This is a genomic window from Vibrio sp. L5-1, assembly GCF_021728315.1.
GTDB lineage: Bacteria > Pseudomonadota > Gammaproteobacteria > Enterobacterales > Vibrionaceae > Vibrio > Vibrio splendidus_K.
Genome location: NZ_JAKKCQ010000005.1, coordinates 59003 through 74763 on the forward strand (window position 1 = coordinate 59003; position 15761 = coordinate 74763).

Below are 15761 nucleotides of genomic sequence, written 5' to 3' on the forward strand. Positions count from 1 at the left end.
TTTTAAGCCGGTGCTTAGCCAATACAAGCCGTCACATGGATATGTGAATGACCCCACGGACCGGACCAGCTACGTTCCACTGCTTGTATAAGGTGATTTTTACATGAACAACTCGTTGTTACAGTCGCTAACGTTGTTAGCTCCTTCATCGCGTAGCGTTTTGCTTGCGGTTCTTTGTCCTATTCCTTTGATGTCATTCGTTTGGCTCATGTTCACTCTTTAAGGATTACTAGGACACATTATGAATATTCTATTTGGTCTTGTCGGTGTTATTGCACTGATTGCTTGCGCATGTCTGCTATCTGAGAGTCGCTCTTCTATTAACTGGAAAACGGTCTCTCGTGCACTATTACTTCAAATCGGCTTCGCTGCTTTGGTGTTGTATTTCCCTTGGGGACAACTGGCGTTAACAAGCCTAAGCAATGGCGTTTCGAGCTTGCTTGGTTTTGCAGACGTTGGTATCGCTTTCCTATTTGGTGATCTGGCTACTGAAGGTTTCATTTTCGCGATTCGCGTACTTCCAATCATTATCTTCTTCAGTGCTTTGATCTCTGCGCTCTATTACTTAGGCGTTATGCAGAAAGTGATTCAAGTTCTTGGTGGAGCCGTGCAAAAACTGCTGGGTACCAGTAAAGCTGAATCTCTAGTTGCAACAGGTAATATCTTCCTTTCTCAGGGTGAGTCTCCTCTTCTTATTCGTCCCTTTTTAAAGTCTATGACTCGTTCTGAACTGTTTGCTGTAATGGCGGGCGGCATGGCGTCAGTAGCCGGCAGTGTACTGGGTGGCTATGCAGGATTAGGTGTTGAGCTTAAATACCTTATTGCAGCAAGCTTCATGGCGGCTCCGGGCAGCCTATTGATGGCGAAGATCATTGTTCCTGAGCGTAGTACTCCGAGTGACTACGACCACATTGAGCTAGATAAAGCTGACCAAAGCAACGTGATCGATGCATTGGCAAGTGGCGCAATGAACGGTATGAAGGTGGCGGTCGCTGTCGGCACTATGTTGGTTGCATTCGTGAGTGTGATTGCAATGGTCAACACGGGTTTAGAAAGTCTAGGCGAAATGTTCGGTTTTGCGGGCATTACCCTGCAAGCTATCTTTGGTTACCTATTCTCGCCTCTTGCATGGTTAATTGGTATCCCGAGTGATGAAGTATTAATGGCAGGTTCTTACATCGGTCAGAAGATCGTAATGAACGAGTTTGTTGCTTTCATCGACTTCGTTGAGAACAAAGCTCTGCTGTCTGAACATAGCCAAGTGATTGTGACTTTTGCATTGTGTGGTTTTGCCAACATTGGTTCTATCGCGATTCAATTAGGTTCGATTGGTGTTATGGCACCAGAGCGTCGTGCAGAAGTGGCAAACTTAGGTTTGAAAGCGGTAGCGGCTGGTACGTTAGCAAACCTAATGAGTGCATGTTTAGCGGGTATCTTCATCCTGCTTTAAGCTAGATTAAGTTAAAGTAGCTAGATTCAATAAAAGCGCTTAAATTTAGTAAAAGCGGGTATCTTACTTACGGAGTTTACGTAAGAAGGGTATCCGCTTTTTTGTGCCTGCTGGTTAGGTTGATTCAGATTCAAACCACCACTTTCATTACTCTGTCGTGTGTAAGGCTCACTCGGAAGAGTAATAGAGCAAGCTCCTTTTATCCGATATACTTGAATATCATCAGGTTGCGATTAATAGCATTCGACTTCGATTGAGAATATTCGGTTTCGACTAAGCACATCCGCTTTCGACTAAGAACAATGGCAACCAAGTCCAATAAATCAAAGGTCTCCCCATGAACATGCGCGTTCTCATCGGTCTTATCACTGCCTTTATCGGCTTGTTTGCGATGGTTTATCTTATTGCTGGTGGTACTCAGTTCCCTATCTCTCAGTGGCCGCAAGAGGCTTACCACGGTTTAGTATTCAGCATCGTATGGGGCACTGGCGTCGCAGCATCGGTGGCGTACTTCTTCTCGGCATTGGTGTTTGTGACTATTGCAGTGGTTTGCTATGCGATTGGTTATAAGATCGGTGGGCTCTTTTCTAGCAAGTCAGAAGCATAAAACAGAAGTTTAAACGTACACTTTTTGCATTTTCTTTTAGGGTTAACGTTCGCCTTAACCCTCCCTTAACCTCCAGCTCGTTATCTTGCCTCCATTCTTACAGGAGACAAGAAGATGAAATTGAATCTTCCTTTAAAACATTCCCTTATTTCACTTGCTCTAATCGGGTTGATCGGTTGCACGACAACCAGTCAGGCTGACTATGTTTCGTTAGCAGAGCAAAGCACTAGCCAGAAACAGCAAAGCTTACTCGCAGAGCTGATTCAACAGGCTTCTAGTGATCAAACGTCTACTAAACAAGATCTAGACGCTGAGAATCTACAACTCGCCGATTTAGTGAATGCGCCGAAGCTCGATCTCTATATCGAGCGCGCTCTACAGAACAGTCCAAGCCTTCAACAAAGTATCACAGCACTCAAAATTGCCTATGCACAGCAAGGTGTGACGTCTGGCGACCGCTTACCAACCGTCGATGCGAGTTTTTCTGGTCAAGCTGACGAAGGCACTAACGGCTCAAGCACCACTGAAACCTACACTACGGATGTCACGGTCGGTTGGGAGTTGGACTTATGGCAGAAATTAGCAGACACAAACAACGCCGCGTTAAAAGATATTGCGACGTCTCAGGCTAACCTTCAGGGCGCTCAAGATCTTTTGGTCGCGAGTGTTATGAGAGGTTGGCTTGATATCAGTTTGAAGCAGCAGCTTGTTGATATTGAAACGCAGCGCTTAGTGATCCTCGAAAACAACGAAGAGCTGGTTTTAGAACGTTATCGCACAGGGCTAGGTAGCCTTGAAGAGCTAGATAACGCCAAAACGAGCAGCGCATCGACTCAAGCAACTTTGGCCGATTACCAAGAGCAACTGGCACAAAGTCGACGCGCGTTAGTTTTGTTAACGGGGCAGTGGAGTGGGGAGTCTGAGGAGTTATCACTTGCGGATCTCGGTTCATTCCCAACCATCATTAACCCGCTAGACAACATGCCGACGCAAGATCTGGCAGGGCGTCCGGATCTTCAAGCGGCTTTCTTCAATATTGAAGCAGAAACACTACGTGCCGATGCCGCATACAAAGCGATGCTGCCGTCGATCAGCTTATCTGCAAGCCTAACCGATATGGCGGAATCTCCGAGTGAAGCCTTGTTGACCGGACCTTTGTGGAGCGCACTTGGTCAAGTGTCAGCACCACTGTTTCAAGGTGGCAAGCTTAAAGCACAGGCAGAGATTGCAGACTTAACCACAGAATCCAGCTACTGGGCTTACCAAGAAACCCTACTTACTGCGGTGAATGAAGTGGAGAACGCGATGGGTCAAGAGTCCTCACTAACGCTTCAACAGCAACACCTAACGAACGCCTTGGTGAGCGCACAACGCAGCTTCACCAGCTATGAAGAGAAATACCGTCAGGGTTTGGTCGACATTTTTGATCTACTTACTGTTCAGCAACAAACCTATGACCTTGAATCGCAACTAACACAAACCATTTATAACCGTCTCGTAAACCGAATTGATTTAGGCCTAGCTCTGGGCTTGGGAGTATCTTCATGAAACTGAATACCATCACAATTGCCATCACTCTAGTGGCTGGTTCAAGCATCTTTGCAGCCCTTGCTTACAACGGCTCTCAAGTGGCTCCTGCTCCTCAAAAGGCGAATGAACTAACGGTTTCCGAGCCTCAGGCTATGGCTGTTGACACTAAGTCTCTCGAAATGACGCCTGTTGAAACGACAACTTTGTCTGCATCGCAACAGCAACAAGTGTCTGTGGTTCTTGCAACATTGGGTGACTACCAAGCAGAAGTTGTGGGTTACGGAGAAGCGAAGTCACGTTACGAGTTGATGTTTTCAACGGAAGTAGGTGGCCGAGTAGAAACGATCAGCTCGCAGTTTGAAACAGGGCAAGTGATTGGCCAAGGTGAAGTGATCGCCAATATCGATTCGACCAGTTACCAACAAGCGGTAACCCAAGCCAAGGCGGATATGGCTCAAGCTCAGCTAGATTTATTGGAAGAACAGAGACAAGGCGAACAAGCTAAGTCTGAATGGCAACGTTCTGGTTTGTCGGGCGAACCTGATTCACCTTTGGTATTACGTGAACCGCAATTAGCGCAAGTGACAGCTGCTTTAGAGAACGCCAAGCTTGAATTGGTGAAGGCTGAGCAAGACCTCGAAAAAACAACCTTGGTTGCCCCTTTTGATTCGTTGGTCGTGAGTCGTGATGTTCAACCGGGAAGCTACGCACAAACGGGCGCGCAGATTGCTACGTTATACAGCGTTGATGAGGTTGAGGTCTCTGTTCCTTTGTCTGAAAGCCAATGGTTGAGCTTACCCAACAGCGATAACTCGCAATTGAAAGAGCAGCCGTGGCCAGTGATTCTGTCGAGTTCTGATGGTCAGTACCAGTGGCAAGGTTATGTCGAGCGAGTAGAGCAGCACTTACAACAAGACACACGTCAACGTTCACTGATCGTGAAAGTCGATAACCCTTTGGAGCAAGAGAAAGATCTTTATCCAGGCACATTCGTGCAGGCAACGATCTCGGGTAAGCAACTAACTCAATTATGGGAGCTGCCAGCTTCAGCACTTTCGCAGCAGGGTGACCTGTGGTTTGTGGATGGCAACGGTCTGCTCTCTAAATCCAACGCGAATGTTGAGTTTGAAAAGGGCGGTTTGATTTACATCGACCCTACCAAGCTGAACAACTCTGCCGATCTGAATAGCCTTACAGAATCAAATAGTGACAGTGTGCAAGTGGTCAAGCGTCCATTAAGCAGCTTTAAATCAGGCATGGTTGTGCTGGCTAAGGCGGAGGGTTAGTCATGTCTAACGAGCTGAAACCTAATAACCAAGTGCACAGTAACCAGACGTCGGATAAACCGCATACTGGCGTAATCGCGTGGTTTGCTAACAACTCTGTGGCAGCGAACTTATTGTTAGTGGGCGTGATCATTATTGGCGTGTTATCGCTTAACACGTTACGTAAAGAGGCTTTCCCAAGTCTTGAACCCGATGTTGTCACTGTTTCAGTGACTTATGACAGTGGTGACCCTGTTCAAGCGGAAGAAGGGTTAGCAATCAAGATCGAAGATGCGTTAGAAACCGTGCCGGGCATTAAGCGTATTACGTCGACCTCTGACGCGAATGGTAGCCATGTTTCGATTGAGAAAACGAGTACCTATGATCTTGATACCCTATTAGCCGATGTTAAAACCAAGGTAGATGCTATCAATAACCTGCCTGCAGGCGCTGATAATCCAGTGATTGATAAGGCTCGCATGCAAGACCACGCCTTATGGGTACAGCTTTATGGGGATGCAGATCGAGCAAAGTTGCAGAGCTTAGCCGAGCAACTTAAGTCGGACTTACTGAGCCAATCGGCGATTCGTGATTTGGAAATCAAAGCCAAAGCCGATCCTATGATCTCGGTTGAGGTTGATGAGAACAAGCTCCAAGCTTATGGATTAACACTGACTGACGTTTCTGAAGCGATCAATGCGGAATCTTCTGCAGCTATCTCGACCAGCCTTCGCAATGGTGAAAAAACGGTTCGTTTGAAGGTATCTGAACAGGCGTATGAACTGCAAGATTTCAACGCGATTCCGGTGATGACGACCACTGATGGTACTCAAATTACATTGGGTGATATTGCTAACGTTGAAGACATGTTTGCCGATGACACCTTCATGCTTTCTCGTTACAACCAACATAATGCAATGGCGATTCAGATCGTGATGGATGAATATGGAGATGTCGTCAGCATCGTTGAACAGGCTCTACAAGTGGTAGATCGCTGGGAAAACAGCAACATGTTGCCTAGCGATGTCGAAATCGAAACTTGGTACGACAAAAGTACCATGATCAAAGACCGTTTGAGCCTGTTGGTGAAGAACGCGTTAACGGGTATTGCTCTGGTATTCATCGTGTTAGCGGTATTCCTTAATGTGCGTGTCGCTTTCTGGGTGGCTGCGGGCTTACCGTTCGTATTCTTTGGCACCATGTTCTTCATGACAGACACCTTTATGGGGTTAACCATCAATGAAATGACCACCTTTGGTTTCATTATGGCGCTCGGAATAGTCGTCGATGATGCGGTGGTCGTCGGGGAAAGCATTTACTCCACGCGTAAGGAAGAAGGGGATTCGATCGGCAGTACTATTCGAGGCACGATGAAGGTGGCATCACCAACCATATTTGGCGTGCTAACGACGGTTGTTGCTTTCTTAGCACTGGCTAACGTTGAAGGCAAAATGGGTCAGATTTACGCTCAGTTCGGCACGGTCGTGACTATCTGTTTGTTGCTGTCTTTGGTTGAGTCTAAGTTCATCCTGCCATCGCACCTCGCGCATATTAATACCAAGCGCAGCGACAAAAAGGGGCTTTGGGCTCGTGTTCAACATGCTGCCGATACTGGGCTAGGTTGGTTTAATAAGCGCATCTATTGCCCTGTGATTGAATGGGTGCTGAAACTGCGTTACGCCGTGGTAATGGTTTTCTTGTCACTGCTTATCTTGGTGGCGGGGCTGCCAATGACTGGGGCGGTACGTGTGGCATTCTTCCCTGATATGCCGGGCGACACCGTGACTGCTGACATGTCGATGCAAAACGACGCGAGCTTTGGTCAAACACAACAGAACTTGCTAGTGCTTGAAGCGGCGGCAACACAAACGGATGAAACTCTGAGAGCGCAATACGGTGCTCAAGATGAATCATCGGAACTGTTGAGCCTTCAGGTTATCGCCGATGCCGATGATTCTGGCCAAGTGAAAATTGAATTGGACAGCGACAGTGTTTACACATCGAACGAGTTTGCAGATGCGTGGCAAGAGACTGTTGGCCAAATGGAAGGGGTTAAGAAGCTTAAAATCTTGTCTAAAATGGAGATGGTCGATAACTTCAAAGTCGAGCTAAAAGCGTGGAATGAAGAATCAGTTTCGGCGGCCGGCAATGAGTTCTTAGCTAAACTGCAAACCATTAATGGTGTGAGTGGCATTGATCATAACTTGGATCTGGGTGAGCCTCAGTATCGTTTCGAATTAACACAACAAGGTCGTGCGTTAGGTTTTGATACGGCAAGTCTTTCACAGCAAGTATTACAGGCGTTTGGTGGTGACATAGTTCAGCAATTCCAACGTGGTAAAGATGAGGTGAAAGTTCGAGTTCGTTACCCAGAGTCGGATCGCCAAACCATTGCGGATATCAAGCAATCGAGCATGAGAACTAACGACGGTACTGTGGTGCCTTTGAGTACGGTTGCTGAGGTGCATTCAGACTACCAAGTATCAGAGATCACACGTATTGATAGCCAACGTGCTGTGTACATCAGTGCAGTATTGGACAAAGAGGTGGTTGCGCCTGCTGAGCTTGTTCATCAGTTGCAAGACACATTAGTACCCGATTTAGAAGCGCAATATCCGGGGCTAACGGTCGACTTTGCTGGTGAAACGGAAGAGCAAGAAGAGACGGCTAGCTCGATGATGAGCATGTTTGTGCTCGCTATGATTGCGATTTACACGCTGCTTGCTATCCCGCTGAAGTCTTACATTCAACCGGTGATCATCATGACGGCGATTCCATTTGGTATTGTTGGCGCAATCCTAGGACACTGGTGGAATGACTTAACAATCAGTATCCTATCGTTAAACGGTATTCTCGCGTTGAGCGGTGTGGTGGTGAATGACAGCTTGTTGTTGGTTTCTCGTTTTAACGAGTTAATCAAAGAAAAGGGTAAATCGGTTCACGATGCAATTGTTGAAGCGTGTTCTGGTCGACTAAGAGCCGTGTTACTCACATCGGTCACCACGTTCGCAGGTTTGACGCCACTATTAAGTGAAACGTCTCTGCAGGCTCAATTCCTGATCCCTGCAGCGGCGGCACTAGGTTACGGCATTTTGTTTGCGACGTTTATTACGCTGATTCTGACGCCAGCATTACTAATGATTCAGTGTGAGATTAAGTCTCTGATTCTTAAAGTCACAAATCGAGTCAAAGGCGTTGAACAAACGGCTTAACAATGGCTAAGCTAATGATGATATCTAACGGGTGGATGCTGAATTAGTCTCAGCAGCATCTGTTTAGGTTCATTAGCAGTCAAGGCTCAATAGGCTAAGGCATTACAGAACTGCGCATTACTAGCCACAATATAACTAAAATAGAGGTCGTCATGATGGCAGAATCCGTCACTAATAAACTCACAGATAAGCTTCAATTGCTTTTGGTTGAAGACGACCTCGATTTGGCCACTGCTGTTATTGATTACCTCGATTTAGAAGACATCCAGTGTGATCATGCAGCAAATGGTCTAGCTGGACTCAATCTAATTGAAACTAATCGCTATGACGCAGTAATTCTCGATCTCAATTTACCTAAAATGAATGGCTTGCAGGTTTGTGAGAACTTGCGGGCACAGGGGATCGACACACCAGTATTGATGCTGACGGCGCGTGATACGCTTGATGATAAGCTGACAGGCTTTTCAAAAGGTGCCGATGACTACTTGATCAAACCATTTGCGATGGAAGAGTTGATTGTTCGAGCTCAAGTATTGGCAAAGCGGCGCAGTGGTCAGGTTAGCCGCTTATCGGTGAGTGATCTGGAGATCGACCTTAAACAACATCAAGCATATCGTGCGAACTCACCTCTCAAGCTTTCCCCAACTGCGCTCAAAATCTTAGAAGTTTTGATGCGATCTAGTCCTAATCCTGTTTCACGAGAGACGATCATGCAAGGCGTGTGGGGCGATGATCAACCAGACAGTAATAGCTTAAAAGTGCATATTTTCAATCTACGTAAACAAGTCGATGCTGAACAAGAGAACAAATTACTTCATACCATTGCGGGCAAAGGGTTTGCGATTAAGGAGCAACCAGAAGGATGAAGATTAGACCAAGCTTAAGAATCTATGTATTGCTGGCGATTTTGGTTACGGGCGTAACGACGATTCTGGTTCTATCAGCATTGAGTATAAATTACTTTATCTCAGGTATGGATGTCGCTATGCGTGGCTCTATGATTGCTCAAGCTCAGCAAGAGGTTGTGAAACCGGGCAAGCCTATGACCAATCAAGAGTTTACGGTTGCAACGCAATGGAGCGATTTACCACAAGGTATTCAAACTCATATTGAGCAGAGTAACGTTGAGTTAAATGTCATATCAAAAAAGGTTCTTGGTAAGTCAATCTTTGCACCGCCAAAAGAAGGTTACTTTGTTATGAAAGTGATGAAAGGAGCCGAAGTGCGTTACGTTTCTGCTGTGTTTAACCAAAAACAAGACCATTTCTTAGAAGACAAGGCACTGCCTCACTTTGTGACAATTTTCCTGACTGCGTTAGCCGCGATTGTCCTGTTTTTCGCGATTTTAGTTTTGATATTACGTAAAGTAGCATCGCCTGTTGAACAGCTAAAAAACTGGGCTAAGTCGTTAGACAAAGATAACCTCAATGAACCCACACCAGATTTTCACTTCAGTGAACTGAACACCTTGGCTAACATCATTCGTGATAGCTTGAGCTCTGTTCAAAACAGCTTAGAGCGGGAACAGAAGTTCTTGGGCTATGCGAGCCACGAATTACGTACCCCTATTGCTGTCACAAGAACCAACAGTGAACTGCTAGAGAAGCTGATTCAAAAGGGTAAGAGCCCAGAAAAGCAGCTTGAAGTGATAGACCGAATTAAGCGCGCGGGTTTCACCATGACAGACCTGACAGAAACGTTGTTGTGGCTCACCCGACAACAAGACAAAGACCTACCTCCGGAAAACGTACATCTTGGCGAACTGTCGCAACAGATTACCCACGATTTAACCTATCTATTGAATGGTAAAGCGGTGGTTGTGAATATTGAAAGCGACGACACACAATGCCAGTTACCAGCTGGACTAACCCGAATCGTGCTGACCAATTTGATTCGCAATGCTTTCCAGCACACAGGAAGCGGTACCGTGGATATCGTTCAATTGGGTTCAAAAGTCACCATTGTTAACAACAACACTGATGGCACGGTAGAAGACAATCATTTGGGCTTTGGTCTAGGGTTAGAGCTCACCGAAAAGCTGCTTGCGCAATATCAATGGCAGTACCATAACCAAGAGCTGGCTGGTGGCCGTGAAGTGTGGGTGGATTTCTCGTAATGCACTGGCGTGATCGTTTTAAGGTGTATTGGTATCACCGAAAGCAGACTAACCGCTCGAATGGCGACCAAGCCAAAGCATTAGGTTGGACTAGTGAAGAGAGTCAATTGTGTCGCTTTGAAGTGATCGCTCGTTCGGCTGACTTCGAAAAGAAGAGTGTTTTAGATTTGGGTTGTGGCTATGGCGAGTTGTTTGAACTGCTCGACAGCATCTATCGTATTCAATCTTACACCGGCGTTGACCAACACGCAGGCTTTCTAAAAAAGGCTAAGCAGAACTACACAGAAGATCGTTGTCAGTTTTTGTCGGGTGACATGAGCAAAATGAAACTTGAGGTGCATGACATTGTTATCGCTAGTGGTTCACTGAACTACATCTCTCGTGATCCTGACTATCTGACAAACATGATTACTCGTATGTTTGAGTTGGCGAATCAGACGGTGATTTTTAATCTTCTCAACTCAAGCCAATATCCTTCACGTAATACCTTGATGAGTTATCACCCTCAAGGTGTCTATCGTTTCTGTAAAACGCTCTGTGATGATGTCTCTTTAATAGAGGGCTACGCAGAAGGGGATTTCATGATAGTGATGAACAAGGTCTGCTCCTAAACCTAAACCTAAACCTAAACCTAAACTTGAGCCAGATCGAAGTGATGGTGTGGAAATAATTAAAAAAGCCGCAGGCCTTGAAAGGTATGCGGCTTTTTGGGTTCTATGACCAACCTAGGCTAGGTATGCTGCTAGTTCTTCGGTGGTTGGTTTTTAATAAGTCCGTAAGGGATGTTAGTAAACACTTTAGGATTGCCTTCATAGGTCGGCGCTTCATTCACTTGCTGCCAATCGAGCAGCATGATTGCTAACACGTTGCGGTGTTCACCGTACTCAAGATCAAAATCACCAGTGATAGAAGGAATCATGCCTTGTTTCTCATCGATAGAAGCTTGAATCGCGAGCCGAGTTTTCTCGACAACTGGGTCATCTTCTAAACCTGCCAGTAAGAAGGTTAATCCAACCTCAGCAATCACATCTTCTTTCGCACGTAGCAGAATCGTATCGATATTTTCTCTGAAGTAATCGTAGATCCATTGATGATCTTGCTCGCTCACTTGATGCTGATAGTACTCGGAATCGCCAAAGATGACGTGTGTCATGCCGTAGAGTTTGTTGCCAAATTGCTGACTTGAAAGCTTCTTATCTTCATCGTCTGGGTACGCTTTCTTGAAGGTGTCGACGAACTCATCAACGACATCTTGTTCACCTAATTGGCGCAGCCAGTAGACTTGATTGGCGAGTTGAGCCGCCCACGCTTTCACCATGTCTTCGTTGGTCACGTATCGTGAGAAATCATAGCGACGAATAATTTCGCGCAGCTTAGCATCGTTCTTGTGCTCTAAACCGTATTCATTAGCACGAGCCATAGAGCCTAGGAGGTCAACACCAAGATAAAGGTATTCAGGCATGTGCTTGGTGATGTTGTAGCGTCGAACACTGCGCTCATCGTTATCGCCAACATAAGAAGTAACGCGCTTCTCTGAGTAGAGTACGATTTGTTCCATGGTATGAACGTCATTAGACAGGGTGCTGAGCTTACTTGCCACTCGTGCCATGTCACTCCATACCGCAGCAGAATATTTATCGTCTAATGTTTGGCGATACATACGCAAACCATAGTGACCCTCTTTGAAGGCTGGCAGGGTATAGAGTTGGCTTTCGTAGGTCGTACGAATGAGGTCTGCAGATTGTTTGAAAGATTGTTCATTAGAGTTAAGAGAATCTGCTTGGATTTGAATACTCGGTACATTTGTCGCCAGAGCGTTCTCTTGTGCGTGAACAGCGACCGTAACTGAGGCCGATAGTAATGTGCACAGTGTAATCGTTTTTAGCTTCATGTCGTGAGGTACCAAGCTGATTAATAGTCTATGTAAAATAACATCGATGAATCCTTTAATGTAAGGTTTGAGTCAATACAATGTAAGCTTTATAAGGTTCACTAACCCTTTTTGATTAAGCAATTAGTATAACCAACAGACCTGAAGTGATGAATGGCACAATATTTGATAGATAGTAGACGTTAGTATAGATTTTTAGTGACTTAGCGGCATACTGGAGCAATAAGCCAGAAATGAGCCGTTATAAGGCAGTATATAGAACAAAAGTGTTAGAGGTTCGTAAATGCCAAGTGGTTCTAGCAAGCAGTGGTCTGCCAAAGTAGTATCTTTTCTTTTTTTCCTAGCGATAGTAGGCGCGATTGAGTTCTTTCACGCCAAGCAATTAACTTTTCTTAAGAATGAATCGTATTCTGAGGGGAAAAAACAATTATCCATTATTCGTTCTCGGATCGAAGCCGCGATCGTGTCAGATATGTATATCCTCAACAATTTCTCTACCTTAGTGACCATCAACCCTGATGGTGAGGTGAAAAGTTGGGACAAGATTGCTGAGAATATTATTCAAGATGGCTTCCATATTCGACTTATCGCACTCGCCAAAGACGACATTCTAAACTTTGTTTACCCAATGGAAGGCAATGAGCAGATTCTTGGTATTAATTATCGCGATTATCCCAACCAATGGGAGTCTGTTGAGATAGCCCGTAATCTCGGCAACACTGTTATTGCTGGGCCTTTTGAATTGTTTCAAGGTGGTCAAGCCCTCATTACGCGAACTCCGATCTTTCGAGACCCACCTTTTAATCAAGACTATTGGGGTGTATCCAGTGCTGTTATTGGTTTAGATGAGCTGTTTGACGATGTCGGAATTGGGAAAATCGAGAACAAGTACGAACTCGCGATTCGCGGTGCCAACAGTTCGGGTAAAGATGGCCCAGTCTTTTATGGCACCCAGGATGTGTTCGATAATGCGTTTGCCACCGAGCAGGTGAGCTTTCCTTACGGTGGTTGGTACCTTGCTCTCTCCGGTAATGAGCATGTATTGATGGACGTGCCTTGGTATCGAGTTCAAGCGGTAAGGCTGGTGGGTTACACCATAATGTTAGTACTAGCGATTGCCTTTATTACTATTTATCGCCTGTATCTAATTGCTGATAGCCGTTCTATGCATGATGAGCTTACGATGTTACCGAATCGTCGATACTTCATGTACAGCCTCAAGCAGGCATTTAAAACCACTCAAAAGCAGAGAGCGAGAACCTTTGCGGTTGTCAATATCGATCTGGATGGGTTTAAAGCGATCAACGACACGTTTGGTCATGCAGCTGGCGATCAGGTGTTAGTTGAATGTGCCAAGCGTATAAAGAGTGAGTTGCGCGGTTCAGACATCGTGGCAAGGATAGGGGGGGATGAGTTCTTAGTCTTATTGCCACGCATCATCGATGATCAACATGTATCGTCGATTGTGGCTAAACTTCGTAAGGTGATATGTACGACACCAGTGGTCTACGAGACGTACTCAATTTATCTTCGAATTAGTGTCGGTTGGGTTATTCATAACAATAACTACGATGATGTCGATGCACTCTTGAAAGCGGCTGATGAAAAAATGTACGAACAGAAGCGACAAGTTATGTAGGTTGAATTGGAGCTGTGATTAGAATTTAGTTGCTGAATGTGGGGAAAAGCCTCAGAATACCGCGCTTTGCTCCTTATCAATCCAATTGATGAGCGAAAGCTGTAGCAACGACTTCTTTCTGCGCGTTGCTCATACTAAATGTTATTCAACTGAGAAAATAATCTATGAGTTTTACCTCCCTGGGCCTTTCTGAACCGATCCTTAAAGCTATTGAAGCACAAGGTTACGATAAGCCATCACCAATACAAGAGAAAGCCGTACCTGCTGTCCTAACGGGCAAAGATGTTATGGCCGCTGCTCAAACAGGTACAGGTAAAACTGCAGGCTTCACGCTACCTATTCTTGAAATGTTGTCAAAAGGCCCTCGCGTACGTCAGAACCAAGTACGTGCGCTAGTGCTAACACCAACCCGTGAGCTTGCTGCGCAAGTGAATGGCAGCGTAGTGAAGTACGGTATTAACTTACCTCTTACTTCTACGGTGGTGTTTGGTGGTGTGAAAATTAACCCTCAGATGCAAAAACTGCGTAAAGGTAGTGATGTACTGGTAGCAACACCGGGTCGTCTACTTGACCTATACAACCAAAATGCTGTGCGTTTTGATCAACTAGAAATTCTAGTGCTAGATGAAGCTGACCGCATGCTAGACATGGGCTTCATTCGCGATATCCGTAAGATCTTGGCTTTTCTACCTAAGAAGCGCCAGAACCTACTGTTCTCTGCGACGTTCTCTGATGATATTCGTGGCTTGGCGAAAGGCTTAGTAAACAACCCAGTTGAAATCTCGGTAAGCCCTGCGAACTCAACAGCACCAACCGTTGAGCAAAGCATCTACCCAGTAGATAAAAAGAAAAAAAGCGCAATGCTAGCGAAGCTCATCAAAGATAATGATTGGCGACAAGTACTTGTGTTTAGCAAAACGAAACATGGCGCAAACAAGCTTTCACACTTCCTTGACGAGCAAGGCATCTCAGCGGCTCCTATTCATGGTAACAAGAGCCAAGGCGCGCGTACTAAAGCCCTAGAGAACTTCAAAACGGGTAAAGTCCGAGTATTAGTGGCGACAGATATTGCAGCGCGTGGTATCGATATTCCGCAACTGCCTCAAGTAGTGAATTTCGACCTTCCAAACGTATCAGAAGACTACGTTCACCGTATTGGTCGTACTGGCCGTGCTGGTGAAGTGGGTAAGGCAATTTCATTGGTTTGTGCTGATGAAGTGGGTGAACTGTTTGGTATCGAGCGTCTTATTCAGCAAGTGCTTGAGCGCCGTGAACTTGAAGGTTTTGCACCTGTAAACAAACTGCCTGAATCTCGTTTGGATTCGCGTCCGATTAAGCCTAAGAAGCCGAAAAAGACACGTGAACACTCTGATGGTCAACGTTCTGGTGAGAATGCTCGCGGGCACAAACCAGCAGGTAAGAACAAGCGTCATGTCTCTGGTTCAGGTTCTGCTCCTAAGCGTAAGCCTAATGCGAACAAGCCTAATTCAGGCAACAAAGCTTCTGACAGTAACTCAACAGTTGCGGGTGATGATAAATCTTTAAGAAATAATGGCAGTAACTATAAGCGTGGTAATGCGGCAAACAAGCCTTCTACGAATAGTTCTGGTAAGCCAGCTGGTGCAGGTAAACCTAAGAAGTCTGGTTTCGGTGGCGGTAATGGCTCGAGCAAACCAGCAGGTAATAAGCCTACAGGTAACAAGCCTTCACCATCTAGAAGCCGTTCTAAACCTGCACCTCAGAAATAGTAGCTCTTTGGTAGACCGAAAGGTTGATAAGGTAGCTTTGTAGCGTTTCAGTAACGAGAATTACTTTTTTTAAAAGGTTCTCGTTTATTAGCGTAGCGAATTTCTGCAATTTAACTCGAATAAGCGCGAATATTGAATTTCAATGTTCGCGTTTTTTTATGGGTATTATTTTGCGAATTAGAAGTGATTTCTTGGCTGTAAAAACTACTGAATCAAGAAGAAACACGCTATTGAGAGGAAAGGTAATGATTCGTTAATGATTTATTAATAACAACATAATCACTAGCGTTTTTGTGGTTCTTT

11 protein-coding genes are annotated in these 15761 nt (G+C 45.4%); 10 read left to right on the forward strand and 1 reads right to left on the reverse strand.

Features of this window, described 5'->3' with window-relative positions:
- Positions 1-241: 241 nt before the first annotated feature.
- From L3V35_RS17965 to L3V35_RS18000, 8 genes are all read left to right on the forward strand, one after another.
- Positions 242-1450, forward strand: coding sequence for a NupC/NupG family nucleoside CNT transporter (locus L3V35_RS17965; RefSeq protein ID WP_004729974.1), 1209 nt, complete (start codon positions 242-244; stop codon positions 1448-1450).
- A gap of 337 nt (positions 1451-1787) precedes the next feature.
- Positions 1788-2057, forward strand: coding sequence for a hypothetical protein (locus L3V35_RS17970; protein WP_065205837.1), 270 nt, complete (start codon positions 1788-1790; stop codon positions 2055-2057).
- Positions 2058-2171: 114 nt separating this feature from the next.
- Entirely contained in the window at positions 2172-3605 is a 1434-nt protein-coding gene (locus tag L3V35_RS17975; protein WP_237300389.1) for a TolC family protein, read from the forward strand.
- Positions 3602-4873, forward strand: a complete 1272-nt coding sequence (locus L3V35_RS17980; protein ID WP_237300390.1) for an efflux RND transporter periplasmic adaptor subunit — start codon at positions 3602-3604, stop codon at positions 4871-4873. The genes L3V35_RS17975 and L3V35_RS17980 overlap by 4 nt, the downstream gene beginning before the upstream one ends.
- Positions 4874-4875: 2 nt before the next feature.
- Positions 4876-8064, forward strand: a complete 3189-nt coding sequence (locus tag L3V35_RS17985; RefSeq protein ID WP_237300391.1) for an efflux RND transporter permease subunit — start codon at positions 4876-4878, stop codon at positions 8062-8064.
- A gap of 155 nt (positions 8065-8219) precedes the next feature.
- Positions 8220-8930 carry a response regulator transcription factor gene (locus L3V35_RS17990; protein ID WP_065206266.1) on the forward strand — a complete coding sequence of 237 codons (711 nt, stop codon included), beginning with the start codon at positions 8220-8222 and terminating at the stop codon, positions 8928-8930.
- A complete protein-coding gene (locus L3V35_RS17995) occupies positions 8927-10180 on the forward strand; it encodes a HAMP domain-containing sensor histidine kinase (RefSeq protein ID WP_237300392.1) in 1254 nt (417 codons plus the stop codon). The genes L3V35_RS17990 and L3V35_RS17995 overlap by 4 nt, the downstream gene beginning before the upstream one ends.
- Positions 10180-10791: a class I SAM-dependent methyltransferase gene (locus tag L3V35_RS18000; RefSeq protein ID WP_171316512.1), complete on the forward strand. Its 612-nt coding sequence runs from the start codon at positions 10180-10182 to the stop codon at positions 10789-10791. Before L3V35_RS17995 ends, L3V35_RS18000 begins: the two co-directional genes overlap by 1 nt.
- Before the next feature lie 131 nt (positions 10792-10922).
- On the opposite strand, the gene L3V35_RS18005 is transcribed toward L3V35_RS18000, so the two are convergent.
- Positions 10923-12071, reverse strand: coding sequence for a DUF3541 domain-containing protein (locus L3V35_RS18005; protein ID WP_171310736.1), 1149 nt, complete (start codon positions 12069-12071; stop codon positions 10923-10925).
- Positions 12072-12354: 283 nt separating this feature from the next.
- On the opposite strand from L3V35_RS18005, the gene L3V35_RS18010 reads away from it, so the two are divergent.
- Positions 12355-13710 (forward strand): diguanylate cyclase, encoded by a 1356-nt coding sequence (locus L3V35_RS18010; protein WP_237300393.1) that lies wholly within the window; start codon positions 12355-12357, stop codon positions 13708-13710.
- 164 nt (positions 13711-13874) lie between these two features.
- Entirely contained in the window at positions 13875-15458 is a 1584-nt protein-coding gene (locus L3V35_RS18015; RefSeq protein WP_054543020.1) for a DEAD/DEAH box helicase, read from the forward strand.
- Positions 15459-15761: the final 303 nt, after the last annotated feature.

Excerpts from the sequence above, each read along its gene's own strand:
- L3V35_RS18015 (WP_054543020.1), top strand. The coding sequence starts at position 13,875 with ATGAGTTTTACCTCCCTGGGCCTTTCTGAACCGATCCTTAAAGCTATT.
- L3V35_RS18000 (WP_171316512.1), top strand. The coding sequence starts at position 10,180 with ATGCACTGGCGTGATCGTTTTAAGGTGTATTGGTATCACCGAAAGCAG.
- L3V35_RS17985 (WP_237300391.1), top strand. The coding sequence starts at position 4,876 with ATGTCTAACGAGCTGAAACCTAATAACCAAGTGCACAGTAACCAGACG.
- L3V35_RS17975 (WP_237300389.1), top strand. The coding sequence starts at position 2,172 with ATGAAATTGAATCTTCCTTTAAAACATTCCCTTATTTCACTTGCTCTA.
- L3V35_RS18010 (WP_237300393.1), top strand. The coding sequence starts at position 12,355 with ATGCCAAGTGGTTCTAGCAAGCAGTGGTCTGCCAAAGTAGTATCTTTT.
- L3V35_RS18005 (WP_171310736.1), bottom strand. The coding sequence starts at position 12,071 with ATGAAGCTAAAAACGATTACACTGTGCACATTACTATCGGCCTCAGTT.
- L3V35_RS17970 (WP_065205837.1), top strand. The coding sequence starts at position 1,788 with ATGAACATGCGCGTTCTCATCGGTCTTATCACTGCCTTTATCGGCTTG.
- L3V35_RS17990 (WP_065206266.1), top strand. The coding sequence starts at position 8,220 with ATGGCAGAATCCGTCACTAATAAACTCACAGATAAGCTTCAATTGCTT.
- L3V35_RS17965 (WP_004729974.1), top strand. The coding sequence starts at position 242 with ATGAATATTCTATTTGGTCTTGTCGGTGTTATTGCACTGATTGCTTGC.
- L3V35_RS17980 (WP_237300390.1), top strand. The coding sequence starts at position 3,602 with ATGAAACTGAATACCATCACAATTGCCATCACTCTAGTGGCTGGTTCA.
- L3V35_RS17995 (WP_237300392.1), top strand. The coding sequence starts at position 8,927 with ATGAAGATTAGACCAAGCTTAAGAATCTATGTATTGCTGGCGATTTTG.